Origin of the sequence: Mycobacterium sp. E2733, from assembly GCF_001667585.1 — a bacterium.
Taxonomy (GTDB): Bacteria; Actinomycetota; Actinomycetes; order Mycobacteriales; family Mycobacteriaceae; genus Mycobacterium.
Genome location: NZ_LZJZ01000027.1, coordinates 141503 through 161745 on the forward strand (window position 1 = coordinate 141503; position 20243 = coordinate 161745).

Annotated in this window: 17 protein-coding genes, 1 tRNA gene and 1 pseudogene; 10 read left to right on the forward strand and 9 right to left on the reverse strand. The window is 67.3% G+C overall.

Translation table 11 applies throughout. The features are described 5' to 3' along the window. The first annotated feature begins 47 nt into the window (after window positions 1–47). The 8 genes from trpC to A5678_RS06655 all read left to right on the forward strand — a co-directional run bounded on the left by trpC (window position 48) and on the right by A5678_RS06655 (window position 8925). Window positions 48–866, forward strand: a complete 819-nt coding sequence (gene trpC, locus A5678_RS06620; protein WP_068040066.1) for an indole-3-glycerol phosphate synthase TrpC — start codon at window positions 48–50, stop codon at window positions 864–866. A 71-nt stretch (window positions 867–937) separates the two neighbouring features. Then, window positions 938–2203, forward strand: coding sequence for a tryptophan synthase subunit beta (gene trpB / locus A5678_RS06625; RefSeq protein ID WP_197502053.1), 1266 nt, complete (start codon window positions 938–940; stop codon window positions 2201–2203). Continuing rightward, window positions 2200–3012: a tryptophan synthase subunit alpha gene (gene trpA / locus A5678_RS06630; RefSeq protein ID WP_068040068.1), complete on the forward strand. Its 813-nt coding sequence runs from the start codon at window positions 2200–2202 to the stop codon at window positions 3010–3012. Before trpB ends, trpA begins: the two co-directional genes overlap by 4 nt. Beyond that, window positions 3012–4484, forward strand: a complete 1473-nt coding sequence (locus A5678_RS06635; protein WP_068040069.1) for a prolipoprotein diacylglyceryl transferase — start codon at window positions 3012–3014, stop codon at window positions 4482–4484. Before trpA ends, A5678_RS06635 begins: the two co-directional genes overlap by 1 nt. A 28-nt stretch (window positions 4485–4512) precedes the next feature. Next, a complete protein-coding gene (locus tag A5678_RS06640; protein WP_068040070.1) occupies window positions 4513–4944 on the forward strand; it encodes a DUF2752 domain-containing protein in 432 nt (143 codons plus the stop codon). A 66-nt stretch (window positions 4945–5010) separates the two neighbouring features. Continuing rightward, window positions 5011–6429, forward strand: coding sequence for a pyruvate kinase (pyk, locus tag A5678_RS06645; protein WP_068040071.1), 1419 nt, complete (start codon window positions 5011–5013; stop codon window positions 6427–6429). A gap of 79 nt (window positions 6430–6508) precedes the next feature. Then, on the forward strand, window positions 6509–7384 hold the full coding sequence (locus A5678_RS06650; RefSeq protein ID WP_156746794.1) for an acyl-CoA thioesterase II: 876 nt from the start codon (window positions 6509–6511) through the stop codon (window positions 7382–7384). A 143-nt stretch (window positions 7385–7527) separates the two neighbouring features. Next, the gene (locus A5678_RS06655; protein WP_068040215.1) at window positions 7528–8925 is read left to right on the forward strand and encodes a bifunctional lysylphosphatidylglycerol flippase/synthetase MprF; all 1398 of its coding nucleotides are present in this window, start codon (window positions 7528–7530) and stop codon (window positions 8923–8925) included. On the opposite strand, the pseudogene cydC reads toward A5678_RS06655, so the two are convergent. From cydC to A5678_RS06685, 6 genes and pseudogenes are all read right to left on the reverse strand, one after another. Next, window positions 8859–10573 (reverse strand): annotated as a pseudogene (gene cydC / locus A5678_RS06660) (thiol reductant ABC exporter subunit CydC). The gene A5678_RS06655 and the pseudogene cydC overlap by 67 nt on opposite strands. Then, complete coding sequence (gene cydD, locus A5678_RS06665) at window positions 10560–12173, reverse strand: thiol reductant ABC exporter subunit CydD (RefSeq protein ID WP_068040217.1); 1614 nt, start codon at window positions 12171–12173, stop codon at window positions 10560–10562. Before cydD ends, cydC begins: the two are co-directional and overlap by 14 nt. Before the next feature lie 74 nt (window positions 12174–12247). Further along, window positions 12248–13288, reverse strand: a complete 1041-nt coding sequence (gene cydB / locus A5678_RS06670; RefSeq protein WP_068040072.1) for a cytochrome d ubiquinol oxidase subunit II — start codon at window positions 13286–13288, stop codon at window positions 12248–12250. 33 nt (window positions 13289–13321) lie between these two features. Beyond that, on the reverse strand, window positions 13322–14794 hold the full coding sequence (locus tag A5678_RS06675; RefSeq protein ID WP_068040078.1) for a cytochrome ubiquinol oxidase subunit I: 1473 nt from the start codon (window positions 14792–14794) through the stop codon (window positions 13322–13324). 88 nt (window positions 14795–14882) lie between these two features. Then, entirely contained in the window at window positions 14883–15473 is a 591-nt protein-coding gene (locus tag A5678_RS06680) for an HdeD family acid-resistance protein (protein WP_156746788.1), read from the reverse strand. Window positions 15474–15502: 29 nt separating this feature from the next. Next, window positions 15503–16834 carry an adenylate/guanylate cyclase domain-containing protein gene (locus A5678_RS06685; protein ID WP_068040082.1) on the reverse strand — a complete coding sequence of 444 codons (1332 nt, stop codon included), beginning with the start codon at window positions 16832–16834 and terminating at the stop codon, window positions 15503–15505. Window positions 16835–17056: 222 nt separating this feature from the next. Between A5678_RS06685 and A5678_RS06690 the strand changes: the two genes are divergently transcribed. Then, window positions 17057–17245 (forward strand): hypothetical protein, encoded by a 189-nt coding sequence (locus tag A5678_RS06690; protein ID WP_156746789.1) that lies wholly within the window; start codon window positions 17057–17059, stop codon window positions 17243–17245. Window positions 17246–17571: 326 nt separating this feature from the next. On the opposite strand, the gene A5678_RS06695 is transcribed toward A5678_RS06690, so the two are convergent. Next, window positions 17572–17645 (reverse strand) — tRNA-Leu (locus A5678_RS06695). A 113-nt stretch (window positions 17646–17758) separates the two neighbouring features. On the opposite strand from A5678_RS06695, the gene A5678_RS06700 reads away from it, so the two are divergent. Then, window positions 17759–18373, forward strand: a complete 615-nt coding sequence (locus A5678_RS06700; RefSeq protein WP_156746790.1) for an ANTAR domain-containing response regulator — start codon at window positions 17759–17761, stop codon at window positions 18371–18373. A gap of 102 nt (window positions 18374–18475) precedes the next feature. On the opposite strand, the gene A5678_RS06705 is transcribed toward A5678_RS06700, so the two are convergent. Further along, window positions 18476–19678: a lipid-transfer protein gene (locus A5678_RS06705; RefSeq protein WP_068040221.1), complete on the reverse strand. Its 1203-nt coding sequence runs from the start codon at window positions 19676–19678 to the stop codon at window positions 18476–18478. After that, window positions 19675–20118 (reverse strand): Zn-ribbon domain-containing OB-fold protein, encoded by a 444-nt coding sequence (locus A5678_RS06710; RefSeq protein ID WP_068040088.1) that lies wholly within the window; start codon window positions 20116–20118, stop codon window positions 19675–19677. Before A5678_RS06710 ends, A5678_RS06705 begins: the two co-directional genes overlap by 4 nt. Window positions 20119–20243: the final 125 nt, after the last annotated feature.

Genomic DNA, 20243 nt, shown 5'->3' on the forward strand with positions numbered 1-20243 from the left:
TGGCCGTGGGGTGACGATGGGTAACCGCGCGAAGGGAAGCATCAGGCATGAGTCCGGCTACCGTGCTTGACTCCATCCTCGAGGGAGTCCGGGCCGACGTTGCGGCGCGCGAAGCCCTCATCAGCCTCTCCGAAATCAAAGCCGCCGCTGCCGCCGCGCCGCCGCCGCGCGACGTGATGGCCGCCCTGCGCGAGCCCGGCATCGGTGTCATCGCCGAGGTCAAGCGAGCCAGTCCGTCGGCGGGTTCCCTGGCGACCATTGCCGATCCGGCAAAACTGGCCCGGGCGTACGAGGACGGCGGAGCCCGGATCATCAGCGTTCTGACCGAGGAGCGACGCTTCCGCGGCTCCCTCGACGACCTCGACGCCGTTCGGGCCGCGGTCTCGATACCGGTATTGCGCAAAGACTTTGTCGTGCAGCCATATCAGATCCACGAGGCCCGTGCCCACGGCGCGGACATGCTGCTGCTCATCGTCGCCGCGCTGGACCAGTCGGCTTTGGTGTCGATGCTGGACCGCACCGAATCACTGGGCATGACAGCCCTTGTCGAGGTGCACACCGAGGAGGAGGCCGACCGGGCGCTGAAAGCCGGGGCCAACGTAATCGGGGTCAACGCGCGCGATCTCGCGACGCTGGAGGTGGACCGCGATTGCTTCGCGCGGATCGCTCCCGGGTTGCCCAGCAACGTGATCAGGATCGCCGAGTCCGGCGTCCGTGGCACCGGGGACCTGTTGGCGTATGCCGGCGCCGGCGCGGACGCCGTCTTGGTCGGCGAGGGTCTGGTCAAAAGCGGTGACCCGCGCGCCGCGGTCGCCGACCTGGTCACCGCGGGTACCCACCCGTCCTGCCCGAAACCGTCTCGCTAGTCGTTAAGTCAGTTGAAGAGTCCCGGCGCTGAAACGTTGAACCTGATGAGCCGTCCCCGCGTAGAGCCTTGGTGATGGTTAACCTGTCCCGCCCGGACCTTCCCCTTCCGAGCGCAGCCGTCGCCGAAACCACCCGCCACGAACCCGACGCGGGTGGCCATTTCGGTTTGTACGGTGGACGCTACGTCGCTGAGGCGTTGATGGCGGTGATCGAAGAGGTCACCGCCGCGTACGAGAAGGAACGCATCAACCCCGATTTCCTGGCGACCCTCGACGACCTGCAGGTCAACTACGCCGGCCGGCCGTCGCCGCTGTACGAGGCCACGCGGCTGTCCGAGCATGCCGGCTCGGCGCGCATCTTCCTCAAGCGAGAAGACCTGAACCACACCGGTTCTCACAAGATCAACAACGTCCTCGGTCAGGCGTTGCTGGCTAAGAGAATGGGCAAGAACCGGGTCATCGCCGAGACCGGCGCCGGCCAGCACGGCGTCGCCACTGCCACCGCGTGCGCGCTGCTCGGCCTGGAGTGTGTCATCTACATGGGCGCGGTGGACACCGCGCGCCAAGCGCTCAACGTGGCGCGGATGCGGCTGCTGGGCGCGGAGGTGGTGTCGGTCCAAAGCGGGTCGAAAACGCTCAAAGATGCCATCAACGAGGCGTTTCGGGATTGGGTGACCAATGCCGACAGCACCTACTACTGCTTCGGCACCGCGGCGGGGCCGCACCCCTTTCCGGCGATGGTGCGCGATTTTCAGCGAATCATCGGCTTGGAGGCACGCGTGCAGATCCAGGCCCAGGCCGGCCGGTTGCCCGACGCGGTCGTGGCTTGTGTCGGGGGCGGATCCAACGCCATCGGCATCTTCCACCCGTTCATCGACGACCCCGGGGTGCGCCTGATCGGCTTCGAGGCGGCCGGCGACGGCGTCGAAACCGGCAGGCACGCCGCAACGTTCGCGGGCGGTTCGCCGGGGGCTTTCCAGGGGTCGTTCTCCTACCTGCTGCAGGACGAGGACGGCCAGACCATCGAATCCCATTCGATCTCAGCGGGTCTCGATTATCCGGGGGTGGGCCCCGAGCACGCGCATCTCAAGGAGATCGGGCGGGCCGAATACCGGCCGATCACCGACTCCGAGGCGATGGATGCGTTCGCGCTGCTGTGCCGCACCGAGGGGATCATCCCGGCCATCGAATCGGCCCACGCGGTCGCCGGCGCGGTCAAGCTGGGTCCCGAGTTGGGGCAGGGCGCGATCATCGTGGTGAACCTGTCGGGTCGGGGCGACAAGGATGTGGAGACGGCCGCGAAATGGTTCGGTTTGATGGGGCCCGGCCAGCGATGACCGTAGGACAAGGACAAGCCAGCAGGCTCGGGCCGGTTTTCGACATGTGCCGCGAAGGCAATCGCGCGGCGCTGATCGGTTATCTGCCCACCGGTTATCCCGACGTGCAGGGTTCGGTGGACGGCATGCGCGTCCTGGTCGAATCCGGTTGCGACATCATCGAAGTCGGGGTGCCCTATTCGGATCCCGGCATGGACGGGCCGACCATCGCCCGGGCCACCGAGGCCGCTTTGCACGGGGGAGTGCGGGTGCGGGACACCCTGGCCGCGGTCGAGGCGATCAGTGCGGCCGGTGGGCGCGCGGTGGTGATGACCTATTGGAACCCGGTGCTGCGGTATGGGGTCGACGCGTTCGCGCGGGATCTCGCGTCGGCCGGCGGGCTGGGCTTGATCACCCCGGACCTCATCCCCGACGAAGCCGGCCAGTGGCTGGCGGCAGCTGAGGAGCATCGGTTGGATCGCATTTTTCTGGTGGCGCCCTCGTCGACGCCCCAACGGCTGGCGATGACGGTCGAGGCATCGCGAGGGTTCGTCTACGCTGCTTCCACGATGGGGGTAACCGGGGCGCGTGACGCGGTGTCGAACGCCGCGCCCGAGCTGGTGCGACGGATAAAGGCGGTGTCGGACATACCCGTCGGCGTCGGGCTCGGGGTGCGGTCGCGAGAGCAGGCGGCGCAGATCGGCAGCTACGCCGACGGCGTCATCGTCGGCTCCGCGCTGGTATCGGCGCTCGGTGAGGGCGGGTTGCCCGCGTTGCGAGCGCTGACCGAGGAACTGGCCGCCGGGGTTCGGCAGAAGGTGTCCGCCTGATGACGATGTTGCCGACTTATTTTCCCAGCCCGCCCCAGGGTGTTTGGCACCTCGGGCCGCTGCCCATTCGCGCCTACGCGTTGTTCATCATCACCGGCATCGTGGTGGCGCTGCTGATCGGTGACCGGCGCTGGGAGGCCCGCGGCGGACAGCGCGGAGTGATCTATGACATCGCGTTGTGGGTGGTGCCGTTCGGATTGGTGGGCGGCCGGCTCTATCACCTGGCCACCGACTGGCGGACCTACTGGGGGCCGGGCGGCGCCGGACTCTCTGCGGCGGTTCGCATTTGGGACGGCGGCCTGGGGATCTGGGGCGCGGTAGCCCTCGGCGGCGTGGGCGCGTGGATCGCGTGCAGGCGGCACGGCATCCCGCTGCCGGCCTTCGCCGACGCGATTGCGCCGGGAATCATCCTGGCGCAGGCCATCGGCCGGCTCGGCAACTACTTCAACCAGGAGCTCTACGGCCGGGAAACCACGCTGCCGTGGGGGCTGCAGATCTTTTACCGCCGCGACCCCTCGGGATACATCGACCCCCATTCGCTGGACGGTGTGTCGACGGGGCAGGTGGCCCTCGTCGTTCAGCCGACGTTCCTGTACGAGTTGCTCTGGAACGTCCTGGTTTTCGCCCTGTTGATCTACGCCGACCGACGATTCACGTTGGGTCACGGGCGGCTGTTTGCGTTGTATGTGGCCAGCTACTGCGTCGGGCGCTTCGGTGTCGAGTTGCTGCGCGACGACACCGCCACCCACATCGCGGGCATCCGGATCAATTCGTTCACATCGACTTTCGTGTTCATCGGGGCCGTGGTGTACATCATGGTGGCGCCGAAGGGACGCGAGGCCCCCGAGAGCCTACGTGGCAAGGACCACGCTGCCGAGGAGTCCCCGCAACCGGATTCGGCGGACGAGCTTGCGGCAGTCGCCTCGGGTGAGGCAGCGACCGTCGCGGTCGTGGGGAGCGCCGGCGAAGACGACGACAAATCCGCGGAATCGGCGGAAACGGGCGAGGCTGCCCCTGTCGACGAGCCGGAGACCGCGCAGGCCGAGACGGTCGAAGCGGAGGCGGCCGAGCCGGAGCCGGAAGAACCCGAAGAGCCCGAGACCGAAGCCGAGGAGCCTGAAGCGGAAGAGCCCGAGGCGGAAGCCGAGGAGCCGGAAACGGAAGAGGCCGAGGAGCCAGAAGCCGAAGAGCCCGAGGCGGAAGAGCCCGAGGCCGAAGCGGACGAGTCGAAACCCGAAGAGCCCCAAGAGCCCGAGGCCGAAGCCGAGAAACCCGACGACGAAGAGCCCGAACCCGAAGCCGAAGAGGCCGACGAGGAAGAACCCGAAGCCGAAGCCGAAGCCGAAGAGCCCGACGAGGAATCCGAGCCAAAGCCGGTACATGACTCGGCCGAACCGGCTTCGGTCGCTGAGCCGTATAAGACAGCACGCCGCCGGTGGCGACTGCGGAGGAATCGGTCGTCGAACCCCTAGAAGCCGCGCGGTCTGGCATGCTGAACACGTGACGCAAGCCAATTCCGCCGGACAAGCGACGGAACAGTGTCACGGCCGGCGCCGGTACGTCGCGGCCGGTACCGCCGTCCTGTTCGGCGGTGCGCTCGGCTACGTCGGCCTGGTCGACCCGCACAACACGAATTCTCTGTATCCCCAGTGCCCCTTCAGATTGCTCACCGGCTGGAACTGCCCCTTCTGCGGTGGCCTGCGGATGACGCACGATCTGCTGCACGGCCACGTGGTCGCCGCCGTCAACGACAACGTTTTCCTGTTGGTCGGCATCCCGATGCTGGCCGCCTGGGTGCTGATGCGCCGCGGCAGCGGCAGATCGGCGCTCTCGACGCCGGCCTGGCTGACGATGGTGCTGGCCATCATCGCCTGGACGGTGCTGCGTAACCTGCCCGGCTTCCCGCTGTTGCCGGCGATTCAGAGTGGTTAACCACTCACATCGCGACACCCCGTTTGGTCGGACCGCGGCGGACCCACGCGACTATGCTGGGTCGGCGTGAGTAGACGCGGGAAGATCGTCTGCACCCTTGGCCCTGCGACCAATTCGGACGAGCTGATTCTGGCGCTGGTCGAGGCGGGAATGGACGTCGCCCGGTTGAATTTCAGTCATGGCGACTACTCGGACCACAAAGCCGCCTACGAACGGGTACGGGCCGCTTCCGACACCACCGGCCGCGCGGTCGGTGTCCTCGCCGACCTGCAGGGCCCGAAGATCCGGCTGGGGCGGTTCGCCACCGGGGCCACGTATTGGGCCGAGGGCGAAACCGTTTGCATCACCGTCGCCGACTGCGAAGGCACCCACGACCGCGTGTCGACCACCTACAAGAAGCTGGCCGCTGACGCGACGGTCGGCGACCGGGTGCTGATCGACGACGGCAAGGTCGGCCTGGTCATCGAACGCATCGACGGCGACGATGTCATCTGCACCGTCGTCGAGGGCGGCCCCGTCAGCAACAACAAGGGCATCTCGCTGCCCGGCATGAACGTGTCCGCACCGGCCTTGTCCGAGAAGGACATCGAGGACCTCACGTTCGCGATGGATCTCGGCGTCGACCTCGTCGCGCTGTCATTCGTGCGCTCGCCGTCCGACGTCGAGCTGGTGCACGAGGTGATGGACCGGATCGGGCGGCGGGTGCCGGTGATCGCCAAGCTGGAAAAGCCGGAAGCCGTCGACAATCTGGAAGCGATCGTGCTGGCCTTCGACGCCATCATGGTGGCCCGTGGCGACCTCGGCGTCGAGCTGCCGCTGGAAGAGGTGCCGCTGGTGCAGAAGCGGGCCATCCAGATGGCCCGGGAGAACGCCAAACCCGTCATCGTGGCGACCCAGATGCTCGACTCCATGATCGAGAACTCCCGACCGACGCGCGCCGAGGCTTCCGACGTCGCCAATGCCGTGCTCGACGGCGCGGACGCGGTGATGCTGTCCGGCGAGACGTCGGTCGGAAAGTACCCGCTGGCTGCCGTGCGGACCATGTCGCGGATCATCTGCGCCGTCGAAGACAACTCGACCGCCGCTCCGCCGCTGACGCATGTGCCGCGCACCAAGCGCGGGGTGATCTCGTACGCCGCCCGCGACATCGGCGAGCGCTTGGACGCCAAGGCGCTGGTCGCCTTCACCCAGTCCGGAGACACCGTCAAGCGGCTGGCGCGCCTGCATACCCCGCTGCCACTGCTGGCCTTCACGGCCTGGCCCGAGGTCCGCAGCCAACTCGCGATGACGTGGGGCACGGAGACGTTCATCGTCCCGATGATGACGTCGACCGACGGCATGATCCGCCAGGTCGACAAGTCGCTGCTGGAACTCGGTCGCTACAAGCGCGGTGACCTGGTGGTGATCGTGGCCGGCGCGCCACCTGGCACAGTAGGGTCGACCAACCTGATCCACGTGCACCGGATCGGGGAGGACGACGTCTAAACCCCGCCTGCCGACGATGCGAGCCGCAGCGCGGCTTGAGGAGAAGGCGGCAATCAAATTGAGCCAAGGAGAGGCCGCGATCAGCACCGATTCCGATTTCAAGGAACTGCTTGCGACCCTTGACCTCAATCGGGTCGCCGACGACCGCTTTCTCGGGTCTCATCCCAGCAAGAACCCGATGCGGACGTTCGGCGGCCAGCTCATGGCTCAATCGTTCGTCGCCGGCAGCCGCACGCTGGTCCGCGACGACCTGCCGCCCAGCGCGCTCTCGGTGCACTTCATCAACGGCGGCGACACCGCCAAGGACATCGAATTCCACGTCACCCGGCTGCGTGACGAGCGGCGCTTCGCCAACCGGCGCGTGGACGCGGTACAGGACGGCATGCTGTTGTCCTCGGCGATGATCTCCTACATGTCCGGCGGCCGTGGCCTCGAACATGCCGTCGACCCGCCGCAGGTGGGCGAGCCGGAAACGCAGCCGCCGATCAGCGAGCTGCTCCGCGGTTACGAGCAGACGGTTCCGCACTTCGTCAACGCGCTGCAGCCGATCGAGTGGCGCTACACCAACGACCCGGCCTGGGTGATGCGCGAGAAGGGCGACCGGCTCCCGCACAACCGGGTGTGGATGAAGGCCGGCGGCACCATGCCCGACGACCCGGTGCTGCACACCGCGACCATGGTCTACTCCTCGGACACCACGGTCCTGGACTCGGTGATCACCACCCATGGGCTGTCGTGGGGTTTCGACCGTATCTTCGCCGCGTCCGCCAACCATTCCGTGTGGTTTCACCGGCAGGTCGACTTCGACGCCTGGGTCCTGTATTCGACCTCGTCGCCGGTGGCTGCGGATTCGCGCGGGCTGGGCACCGGTCACTTCTTCGATCGCTCCGGGCAGCTCCTCGCGACGGTGGTGCAAGAAGGGGTGCTGAAATACTTTCCGCCCGCCCGCCGATAGACAGGGCGGAATACCCGCAGGAGATCGTTGTGAAATCGGCCCGTCAGGGCCGGTGTCGCGCGTAAGTTTTTAGCTGCCGGGTATTCGGTGCAGAGGCGGCAAACAGCCGCCCAGCTGGAATTTCAGCGCATCGGGAGGTGAGTGTGAGCGGCCCTTTGGTCGACGTCTCCGCGAAGGCCCGCGCGCGCGAACGCGTGGTCGTCTCGGTCGATTCGCGGGCGGCCCGGTTGATCGGTGCCCTGGCGCTGTTGAGCGCCACCTGCTGGTTGGCCGAAATCCTCGTTCGCCACCACCACCACCCGGCGTGGCACTACACCGATCGGTTGGCCTGGTCGCTGACGGTTCTGGTCGCGGTGGCGTGGATCGCGCGCGGCATCTTCCTCGGTCGTCCCGTGACGGCCATGCACGCCGTCGCGGCGTTCTTCTTCGTGCTGGCGGGCCTGGGGCTGCACGTGCTGTCCTTCGATCTGCTAGGCGACCTGGTGATCGCGAGCTCCGGCATGGTGCTGATGTGGCCGACGTCGTCGCATCCGCGTCCAGAAGATCTGCCCCGGGTGTGGAAGTTGATCGAGGCCACCCGGGACGATCCGCTGGCGCCCTTCGCGATGCAGACCGGCAAGAGTTATCACTTCACCGCGGACGGCAGCGCGGCGCTGGCCTATCGGACGCGCCTGGGTATCGCCGTGGTCGGCGGCGACCCGATCGGTGACCAGTCCCGATTCGCCGAGCTGGTCGCCGACTTCGCCGCCATGTGTCACACCCACGGCTGGCGAATCGCGGTGGTCGGTTGCGGCGAGCGACGGCTCGAATTGTGGAGCGACGCCTCGGTGCTCGGGCAGTCGTTGCGCGCGGTGCCGATCGGGCGCGACGTGGTCGTCGACGTCTCCGGTTTCGACATGGTGGGACGTAAGTTCCGCAACCTGCGGCAGGCGGTGAAGCGTTCCCACAACTGCGGCATCACGACCGAGATCGTCGCGGAGCAGGAACTCACCGATGAGCAACTGGCCGAGCTGACCGAGGTGGTCCGTGCGTCGAGCAAGGGGGCCCACACCGAGCGTGGATTCCACATGAACCTCGACGGTGTGCTGGAAGGCCGGTTCCCCGGCGTCCAGCTGATCGTCGCCCGGGACGCCTCGGGCAAGGTGCAGGGATTCCACCGGTACGCGACGGCGGGCGGCGGCAGCGACATCACCCTCGACGTGCCGTGGCGCCGGCGCGGAGCCCCCAACGGCATCGACGAACGGCTCAGCGTCGACATGATCATGGCCGGCAAAGAGAATGGCGCACGACGACATTCCCTCGCGTTCGCGGCGTTCCCGGAAATCTTCGACGAGAAGAATCGCAGCCGCCTCCAGCGCGTCTTCTATCGGTTGATCCATGTCCTCGACCCGCTGATCGCCCTCGAGTCGCTGTACCGCTACGTGCGCAAGTTCCACGCGCTGGACGCCCGGCGGTATGCACTGGTGTCCCTGACTCAGATCGTCCAGTTGTTGATCGTGTTGCTGTCCCTGGAGTTCATGCCGCGCCGGCGGCATCTCTGAGCGCATCGACGCGCAGTTCGCGACAGCCAGTGTCGTTCGGTAAGTAGTGGGTGGCCACCACCACGGTCCGATCGGCGGACATCAGCGCGGAATTCGGTCCCAGCAGGTCGCGGAGTATCGGTTCGGCGTCGGCAGCGTCGAGGTGCTCGGTGGGCTCGTCAAGCAGCACGATCCGGGCAGGTGAGAGCATCGCCCGTGCCAATAGCAGCCTCCTGCGCTGACCGCCGGAAAGCGCCTGCGCACCACCGGTCAAGACCGTCGACAGGCCGTCGGGTAGACCGGCGAGCCAGGCGCCGAGCCCGACCGCGTCCAGCGCGTCGGCCAATTCGTCGTCTCGGCAGTCTCCGCGCGCCACCAGCAGGTTGTCCCGCACGGTCGTAGCGAAGATGTGCGCGTCCTCGGCGAAAAAGCTGACGGCGCCGCGCAAGTCGTCTTCGTGGAAGTCGAGCAGGTCGGTGCCGTCGATCGTCACCCGTCCCTCCAGTGGGGGCAGCAGCCCGGCGAGCGTCATCAACAGCGTGGTCTTGCCGCACCCGCTGGCGCCGGTGACGGCCAGCCGGGCACCCGGCGGGAGGTCCAGCGTGATGCGGTTCGAGCGGCTTGCGTCGGCGTGGCCGGACCGGATGTCGGCGGACAGCGCGGCGGCGGCGGCCGGTTTCGGTGGGCATCCCGCCGGCTGCTCGGGCCGGTCCGAATGGTCGGTCGTCAGGTCGAGCAGCCGGCGCGCGGCGATGCGCGACCGCGTCAGCTGGACCGCGGCGGCCGGCAACGGTGTCATCGCCTCGAACGCGGACAGCGGCAACAACATCAGGACGGCAAGCGTGGTGGGCGCGACCGAAGGCGCCAGTCCGATACCGGCCACCACCGCGCCCAGCACGCTGGCCCCGATCGCGGCGGTGGGCACGGCCTCGGCGATGGCGGCCGGCTGGGCGGCCGCGTCGAGCGCGGCGCCCCATTCGCGTTGGCGGCGTTGCGATTCGGCGATGACGCGGGGAAGCAGGCCCGCGACGCGAAGCTCGGGCGCGTGTTCCAGGGCGATCATCGCCGACGTATCACGGTCGGAATGGTGCTGCCGGGCAAGGCTTTCCTGCCTGACCGCGGCCTTTCCCGCGAGCCGCGGCGCGACGAGTCCCGCGACCAGCAGGCAGATTGCCAGCACCGCCGCGGCCGGCGGCGAGATGGCCGCGACCACCGCGGTCGCCGCCAGCCCCAACACCGCCGCGACCCCGATCGGCACCACGGCACGCACCAGCACGTTCGCCAGCTCTTCGACGTCCGAGCCCACTCGGGTGACGAGCTCGCCGCTGTGCAGACGGACGGCTGCCGCCGCCGGCCCGTGCGCGAGCCGGTGATAGATCTCCGCCCGGGCGGTGCCTGCCGCGCGCAGCGCGGCGTCGTGGGTGACCAGCCGCTCGCAGTAGTGCAACACCGCCCGTGAGATCGCGAAAGCGCGTACCGCGACGGCCGCGACCGACAGGTCGAGCACCGGCGGCATCTGCCAGGCCCGCGTGATGAGCCAGGCCGATACGCCGGCCAGCGCCAGCGCGCTGCCCAGCGACAGCACGCCCAGCGTGATGGCCGCCAATAGCCGGGGGAGCTTCGGCCGCAGCAGCGGCGCGGCGGCCAGCAAGGGATCAGACTGGGGCATGACGCGCTCCACTGTCGGCGCCCACCTCCACGACGCGGTCACCGATGGCCAGAACCGGTGCTCGGTGCCCGACGACGACGACGGTCGCACCGGAGCGGGCGCGCGCAACGATGGCCCGCAACACGCGTTCCTCGGCGTGGGTATCGAGGTGCGCGGTGGGCTCGTCGAGCAGCAACACGGGCGCGGACGATCCGAGCGCTCGCGCGAGGCCGAGCCGTTGCCGCTGCCCCAGCGACAGGCCGACGCCGCCGCGGCCGAGCATCGTGTCCAGCCCGTCCGGCAGGTCGGCTAATACCCTATCGAAATCTGCCGCTGTGCAAGCCCTTTCGAGGTCGTCCAAGTCGCCGAACAGGACCAGGTTGTCCCGGACCGTGCCCGGGACGAGCGCCGGGCGCTGCGGAAGCCACGACAGCTGCCGCCACCAGGCGCCCGGATCGAGATCGGCGACGTCGATGCCCGCCACGGTGACCCGGCCCGACGACGGCAGGGTGACTCCGGTGATTGCCTGCAGGGCCGTGCTTTTGCCGGCACCGTTGCGCCCCGTCAGCACCGTCACCGAGCCCGGCTCGATCAGCGCGGTGAGGCCACGCGGCGCGTGGCCGTCGCGGCCGGCGACGCTGAGGTCGTACAGGCGGATCTCCGCGCCGCGGGCGGTGACCGTCTGCCCCTGGGTTTTCGGTGGGGAAGGCTCGCCGATCAGGCCGAAGGCCTTGTCGGCGGCGGTTCTTCCGTCTTGCGCGGCGTGGAATTCGACGCCGATGCGGCGCAGCGGCCAGTAGACATCGGGTGCCAGCAACAGCACCGTGAGGCCGGTCGCCAGCGTCATCTCGCCGAACACCAGGCGGAGTCCGATCCCGACCGCGATCAGCGCCACGCCCAGCGTCGCCAGCAGTTCCAGCACCAGTGCCGACAGGAAGGCGATCCGGAGCGTCGCCATGGCCGAGCGGCGATGTGCGGCAGCCAGTTCGGCGATGCGGCCTTCCGGACCCCGACCGCGTCCCAGCGCCCGCAGCGTCGGGATGCCGGCGATGAGATCGAGCAACCGTCCCTGCAGCGTCGTCATGGCGGCCAGGGCGGCGGCCGACCGGTCGGCGGTTGCCAGGCCGATCAGGACCATGAAAACCGGTATGAGCGGCAGGGTGATCCCCACGATCGCCGCTGATTTCAGGTCGTAACTGGCGATGACGGCGACGGTCGCCGGGGTGAGGATCCCGGCGAGCAGCAACGTGGGCAGGTACCCGGTGAAGTAGGGGCGCAGGCCGTCGAGGCCTCGGGTGACCACCACCGCGGCGGCATCCCGTTGGTCGGCGAGCTCACCGGGCTGGCGGGCGGTCACCGCTGTCAACACCTGACCGGACAGATCAGCGATGACCGCGCTGGCGCCGCGTTGACCCAACCGGGCCTGCAACCAGTGCGCCAGCGCGCGAATCATCCACAGCAGCAACAGGATCGACAGTGGCCCGAGCCAGGCGCGCAGGCCGTGCGCCGAGCGATCGCTGACCGCGCGGGCAACCACGCTCGCGAGCACGATCGCCGACCCGATCGCGCAGCCGGAAATCACCACTCCGCAGCACACCGTCGCGGTCAGGTAGCGGCGCAGGGCGGTCGATGCCCGCCACAGTCGCGGGTCCAGTGGGCCCCGCGCTCTTGGCCCGGGCGGCAACTCGGTCGCGCTCAGGACACCCGCCTCGCCAGGCCGATGGACGGCGGAATGCGGTCCGCCGAGATCCGTTGCCGGAAAACCCAATACGTCCAGGCCTGGTACACCACCGTCAGCGGAGCCATGAACGCGGTCACCCACGTCATGACCTTGAGGGTGTAGGGCGTCGACGAGGCGTTGTAAATGGTCAGGCTCCACTGTTTGTTCAGCGTCGAGGGCACCAGGTTCGGGTACAGCGAGCCGAACAACAGGATCACCACCGCGAGCACGACGGTCGCCGTGCACGCGAACGCCCAGCCGTCGGAGCCGCGCCGCCACACCAGCAGCACCGCCGCCAGCTGCGCCACCACCGCGACAGCGAGCACCAGCCAGGTCCAGTCCTTGCCGTAGGCCAGTTGCGTCCAGATCCCGAAGGCCGCAACCAGTCCGGTCACCGGAAGCGACAGCCACACCGCCAGCCGGTGGGCGTCGTCGCGGATGGCGCCGGACGTCTTCAGCGAGATGAACACCGCGCCGTAGAGCAGAAACAGGCCCGCGGTGGCCAAACCGCCCAGCACTGTGTAGACGTTGAGCACGTCGGTGATCGACAGGTGAACCTGGCCGCGCGCGTCCACCGGGAGGCCGCGGACCAGGATGGCGAACGCCACTCCCCAGAGAATGGCCGGCAGCCACGATCCCGCGGCGATGCCGAAATCGGCCCAGCCGCGCCACCTCGTGTCGTCGATCTTCCCGCGCCATTCGATCGCCACGGCGCGCAGGATCATCCCGAACAGGATGGCCAGCAGCGGCAGATAGAGCGTGGAGAACACGGTGGCGTACCAGCCGGGGAAGGCCGCGAACATCGCTGCGCCGCCGACGATCAGCCACACCTCGTTGCCATCCCAGATCGGACCGATGGTGTTCAAGGCCGTGCGCCGGATGGGTTCCGGCTCACCGATGCCGACGCGGGCCAGCGGTTCCATCAGCATGCCCACGCCGAAGTCGAAGCCCTCCAGAACGAAGAAACCGAGGAACAGCAACCCGATGATGCCGAACCACACCTGCTGCAGTCCCATCGGTCAGCTCCTTTCTGAGTTCGTGGTCGCGGCCTAATAGGCGAACGAAAGCGGCGCCACCTCGTCCTCGCCGGGAGCCGGCGGGGGAGCCGGTTCGGCATCGTGTTCCCGCGGCCCTTCGGTGATGTAGCGCTTGAGCAGGAAGAACCAGATCACCGCCAGCACGGCGTAGACGAGGGTGAAGGTGACCAGGGACGTGACGACCATGCCGGGCACATGGTGCGAGACCGCCTCATGGACGGTGAACCGAACCTGTTGGTCGCCGGTCGGATTCGGCGCGACGATCCAGGGTTGCCGCCCCATTTCGGTGAATACCCACCCGGAGATGTTCGCCAGGAACGGCGTGGGGATGGTCAGCAACGCCAGCCAGGAGAACCACCGCTGGTTGGGCACCCGGCCACCGCGGGTGAGCCACAGCGCCGCGAGGGCGAACAGAATGGGTACGGCCAGGAAGCCGATCATCGCGCGGAACGACCAGTAGGTGACAAACAGGTTGGGCCGGTAGTCGTTCGGGCCGAATCGCTGCTCGAAGTCCTGCTGGATATTGCGCACGCCCTGCAACGTCACGCCGCTGGTGCGGCCCTCGGCGAGGAACGGCAGCACGTAGGGGACCTCGAGCACCCGGGTGACGCTGTCACAATTGTTGTGCGTGCCGACGGTGAGGATCGAGAAGTCCGGGTCGGTTTCGGTGCCACACAACGACTCCGCCGACGCCATCTTCATCGGTTGCTGGACGAACATCAGCTTGCCCTGACGGTCACCGGTGAAGAACAGGCCGACGGCCGCGAGCAGCACCACCCAGCACCCCAGGATGGCGGCAGGCCGAAACATGCTGCGCGCATCCGATTCCGCGGCCGGGGAGGCGGTGGTCGGGCGGCGGGAACGGACCAGGAACCACGCGCTGACGGCCGCGACGAACGTCGCAGCCGTCAGCAACGCGCCGGCGACCGTGTGGGTAAACGCCCACCGCGCAGTGTTATTGCCCAGCAGCGCGGTGATGCTGTCGAGCTCGGCACGACGCGTCGCGGGGTTGTAGTGCGCGCCAACGGGATGCTGCATGAACGAGTTCGCCACGATGATGAAGAAGGCGGACACGTTGACACCGATCGCGACGATCCAGATGCAGGCCAGGTGAATCAGCTTCGGCAGCCGGCCCCACCCGAAGATCCACAACCCGATGAAGGTGGACTCGAAGAAGAAGGCGAACAAGCCCTCCATCGCCAGCGGCGCGCCGAAGATGTCGCCGACGAACCGCGAATACTCGCTCCAGTTCATGCCGAACTGAAATTCCTGGACGATTCCCGTCGCCACGCCGATGGCGAAGTTGATCAGGAACAACTTGCCGAAGAACTTGGTGAGCCGGTACCACGCGGTGTTATCCGTGACCACCCACACCGTCTGCATGACCGCGAGCAGGGGTGCCAAACCGATGGTGAGCGGCACGAAGATGAAGTGGTAGACGGTAGTAATACCGAACTGCCACCGCGAAATATCGACGACATTCATCTGTCATCTCCCGGGACTGCGGAGCCGTACGACACGGCTACTACGAAGTGTAGTAGAAGGGCCAGGGGCGGCGCTACCGAGAGCCGCCTCAGGGGGTGAGGGTCTTCGAAGCCTTCCGGATGCCGAAGGACGACACGATTTCGAAGATGCCGAGGACCACGAACCAGACCCCGACCACGAGCGCCAGCGTGACAATCGATTCGAGCGGCGACGCGAGGACGACGATGCCGGCGAGCAGACTGATGACACCGATGAAGATCGCCCATCCCCGCCCCGGCAAGTGCGGGTCTTGGATGGCCGAAACCGTCGTGGCGACGCCGCGGAAGATGAATCCGATGCCAATCCAGATGGCCAGCAACAGGATTGCGTTGCCGAAATGGCGAAATGCCAAGATTGCCAGGATCAGCGATGCCGCCCCGCTGATGAACAACAGGATCCGGCTGCCCGCCGAGACGTGCAGACTGAACGCGAAGATCACCTGCGCAATACCGGTGATCAACAGGTAGGCGCCGAAGAAGATGGCGGCAACGAGGATGGTTCTTCCGGGCCAAGCCAGGATCAGGACGCCGAGGGCCAGCGACAGAAATCCCGACAACAGGGTCGATTTCCACAGATGCGGCAACAAACTTGGAGCAGGGGGAGATCCAGGTGTGGTTTGCATGGCCGCAGTCTGACACAAACGGCGCCTTGGGTATAGGGCACTTCGGGCTACACGTGGGCCGTGCGCGAATCCTTTGCCAGCAGCTCGGTGGTGGCTTCCTCGGTGGCCCTGCGCCCGATCAGATACCAGGTGCGCATGAGGCCCTTGCCTTTGACGTCGATGTGGCCGCGCTCCTGCAACACGAATTCGTGCTCGAGGCGTTCGTACATGGCCTCCGGCACCTGAATTCGGCCCACCGAGTCGGTGGATTCCATCCGGGACGCGACGTTGACCGCGTCACCCCAGACGTCATAGAAGAAGCGCCGGGAACCCACCACGCCGGCGACTACCGGTCCGCACGCCATGCCCACCCGCAGCGGAACCGCATCGCCGTGCGGATCCCGCAGTCCGGCCGCGACATTGGCCATGTCGAGCGCGAAGTCCGCGAGGGCCTGCGCGTGGTCGGGCCGGACGCGCGGAACACCGCTTACCACCATGTAGGAGTCGCCGCTGACTTTGATCTTCTCGAGGCCGTGCTTGTCCACCAGTGCGTCGAAAGCGCTGTACAACCGGTCGAGGAAGCGCACCAGGTCGGCCGGGGCCATGCCGCTGGCCCGCTCGGTGAATCCGACGATGTCGGCGAACAGGACAGACGCGTCGTCGAACTTGTCGGCGATGACGCTGCGGTCGGGGTCCTTGAGCCGCTCGGCGATGCTGGCCGGCAACATGTTGGCCAGCAGCGCCTCCGAACGCTCGTACTGCGTCTCCATCATGGCCTCGGCGCGCGCGGTGTCACGCAGGGCGAACCACACCGTCACGACCACCATCACGACGCTGGAAATCGCCGTGACGACAAATCCGGTCGTCTGGGCCCAGGCCGGCTGTAGCCCGGTGTCGCGGGGGATCAGGAACTCGACGGCAACGATGAGGCCGGCGGCGACGGCGGCCAGTGCGGATGCCAGGACGATGTGTTCGATCCCCAGCAACAGCACGACGATGCAAGCGCCCACCAAGAAGAAGAACTGGGCCCCCGAACCCGTGCCGACGTCCACGCAGCTGGCGAAGACGGACACGTAAGCCGCGCCCATAAAGGTAAGCGGCGCAACGAGTTCGCCGAATCGCTGCAGCCAGGGGACCATCGCAAAGACCATCGCGCCGAGGATGTTGATCGAGCTGACCTGCCACAGCCAGGTGCCGCCGAGGATCTGCACGAGCACGAAGCTCACGCTCACCATGACGGCCAGCCATGCGGTGATGGTGAGGATCCGGGCCCGGCGCGCGGCGCTGGCGGCGTAGTGCTGATTGCGGTCACGCGACTGCGCCCGCACCGCGGCTACGCAGTCCGGGCGTCTCGACGAGCCAGCCGACACGGGTGGGGCGCCGCATTTCTTAGCCGCCACATTCGAAAGCGTAACCCGCTGAGCTCGGGTTGTGGGCCAGTCAACGGGCGAATCGGGATCCCGACGACGCGCCGGATGCCCGGCGATGGTTGGCATTACCGGACCCCCGAAAAATAAAAAAGATTTTCTGCTGAAGGGGTTATACAAAATTTTCCGACGTGTTATTAAACATATGTCGGGCTGTGATGTGGGTCATGTGTTCCTCTAATGCGGGGGTGCGGTGTGGCAAGTCTCAGCAGCAGGATCGGGATCGCGCTGATACTGGCGTGCACCGCGGCGGCAACGCCCGCGTGTGGGGTGGGATGTGGCGGGGCGGCCTCGTTGTTGCGGGTGGCCACCGACTCGATGCAGAACGATCCGATGCAGGTCAACGTGGTGCACTCGGAAGAACAAGTGTGCATAAGCCGCTAACGCGGCAGTCGCAACCCGCCCGCGCTTGGGTCGCCACAAGTGGTTGATTGGCGCTTCGGTGAGGCCCACGGAAATGGCATGAATTCATCGCGTAATCGGCGTGATTCTATTTGAATGCAACCGCGAAGTTTATTGCGCGCAGTATTTAAATTAGCCGATCTCATACCTTTGGCATGGATTTCGGGTATTCAACAAACCTGGGCCTTGGAGTCGCCGGTTCGCCGGGAGGGCGGGATCACCGGCGGACGGCATCGGTATGCGAGCCAAACCGACCGGGGGGCCACCGGTACGCCCCGACAGGCCGTTGCCTGTCAGTCCTACCTGTGTGCCCTCGGTGGGATTCGAACCCACACTGGACGGGTTTTGAGTCCGTTTCCTCTGCCAGTTGGGATACGAGGGCTTACCCGGCCTCCTACCTTAGAGGCAGCCTCCCACCATAGAGGATTCAGCGTAGACACCGATCTCACCGCCCCGAGGTCGCTGGTCTCGGACGTTCACGAGAGAATGTCCGTCATGACAGGCCCCACGACCGACACCGACGCCGCTGTGCCGCGCCGGGTCCTGATCGCGGAAGACGAAGCGCTGATCCGCATGGACCTCGCCGAGATGCTGCGGGAAGAGGGTTACGACATCGTCGGGGAGGCCGGCGACGGTCAGGAAGCCGTCGAGTTGGCCGAACGACATCAGCCCGACCTCGTGATCATGGACGTGAAGATGCCTCGCCGCGACGGCATCGACGCTGCGTCCGAGATCGCCAGCAAGCGCATCGCACCGATCGTGGTGTTGACCGCGTTCAGCCAGCGCGACCTGGTCGAGCGTGCCCGCGATGCCGGGGCGATGGCCTATCTGGTGAAGCCCTTCACGATCAGCGACCTGATTCCGGCGATCGAGTTGGCGGTCAGCCGCTTCAGCGAGATCACCGAGCTGGAAAGCGAAGTGGCTACGTTGTCCGAGCGGCTGGAGACCCGCAAGCTCGTCGAACGCGCCAAGGGGCTGCTGCAGACCAAGCAGGGCATGACCGAGCCCGAGGCGTTCAAGTGGATTCAGCGCGCCGCCATGGACCGGCGGACGACGATGAAGCGGGTCGCCGAAGTCGTCCTGGAGACCCTCGGCGCCGACGCGGAGTAGCGCTCGGCCGTCGAGTGTGCGCTCAAGGCTTTGAGTGTGCACTCAGGGCGGCGACACGCCGAAGGAGGCCGCCGTGGCCGCACACTCGATGAACGAGCACACCTAGCGCGCCACGATCACCGACGAGCCATGCCCGAACAGACCCTGGTTGGCGGTGACGCCGACCGTGGCGTTCTCCACCTGCCGGCCGGTCGCCTGACCGCGCAGCTGCCAGGTGAGCTCGCAGACCTGCGCGATGGCCTGCGCGGGAATGGCCTCGCCGAAGCAGGCCAGCCCGCCCGACGGGTTGACCGGGACCTTGCCGCCGATGGTGGTGGCGCCGCTGCGCAGCAGCGCCTCGGCTTCACCTTTAGGGCACAGCCCGAGGTGCTCGTACCAGTCGAGCTCCAGCGCGGTGGACAGGTCGTAGACCTCGGCCAGGCTGACATCCTCGGGTCCGATGCCCGCCTCGGCGTAGGCGGCATCCAGGATCTGATCCTTGAACACCCGGTCCGGTGCGGGCACCGCCGCGGTGGAATCCGTTGCGATGTCAGGCAATTCGGGCAGGTGCTGCGGGTAGCGGGGGGTGACCGTGCTGACCGCGCGGACCGACGGAACGCCATCGAGCGAGCCGAGGTGCTTGCGGGCGAACTCGGCGCTGGCCACGATCAGGGCGGCAGCGCCATCTGAGGTGGCGCAGATGTCGAGCTGTCGCAACGGGTCGGCCACCACCGGGCTGGCGAACACGTCCTCGGCCGAAGCCTCCTTGCGGTAGCGGGCATTCGAGTTCTGCAGGCCGTGCCGCGAGTTCTTCACCTTCACCTGGGCGAAGTCCTCGGCCGTCGCGCCGTAGAGGTCCATCCGGCGGCGCGCCAGCAGCGCGAAGTACACCGGGTTCATCGCGCCGATCAGGTGGAACCGCTGCCAGTCGGGGTCGTTCTTGCGTTCCCCGCCGACGGGGGCGAACGCGCCCTTCGGGGTGGTGTCGGCGCCGATCACCAGCGCGACGTCGCAGAAGCCGGCGAGGATCTGGGCGCGGGCGCTTTGCAGCGCCTGGGAACCGCTCGCACACGCGGCATAGCTCGAGCTGACCGGCACGCCGTTCCAGCCCAGCTTCTGGGCGAACGTCGATCCGGCGATGAAGCCCGGGTAGCCGTTGCGGATGGTGTCCGCGCCGGCGACCAACTGGATCTGCGTCCAGTCCAGGCCGGCCTCGGCCAGCGCGGCGCGCGCGGCCACCACGCCGTATTCGGTGAAGTCTCGGCCCCATTTGCCCCACGGGTGCATTCCGGCGCCCAGGATGTACAGCGGTTCGGGTGTGCTCATGACGGGATCCTCCACGCGTGCACGATGCGCTGTACGCCGTCGTCGTCGGTGAACAGCGGCATGGTGGTCAGCTCCATCTCCATGCCGACCTTCAGATCAGCCGCCAGCGTGCCCTCGACCACCTTGCCCAGCACGATCAGACCCTCGTCGGCCAGTTCGACCGCGGCAATGGCGAACGGCTCGAAGGGATCCGGGGCGGGGTAGGGCGGGGGCGGCGGATACCGGTTCTCGGTGTAGCTCCACAGCGTTCCCCGGGTCGATAACGCGACGGACTCCAGTGTGTCGCTGGCGCAGCCGGGGTTCGGGCAATTGTTCTCGCGCGGCGGGAAGACGTAGGTGCCGCACTCGGGGCATTTGCTGCCGATCAGGTGCGGGTGGCCGGCTTCCTCGGTGGCGAACCATCCGTCGATCGCGGGTTCTTGGCTGGTGACCTCTGGCACTCGGCCAGCCTACCCAGGCCCCACCCGAAACTGAAACGTGTTGCAGTTCTGCGGCAGCGCCTGGCTCGTCGGTCGGGGTGCCTAGAGTGATAGCCGTGCCCGCCGCGATCGAGGAACAAACCAAG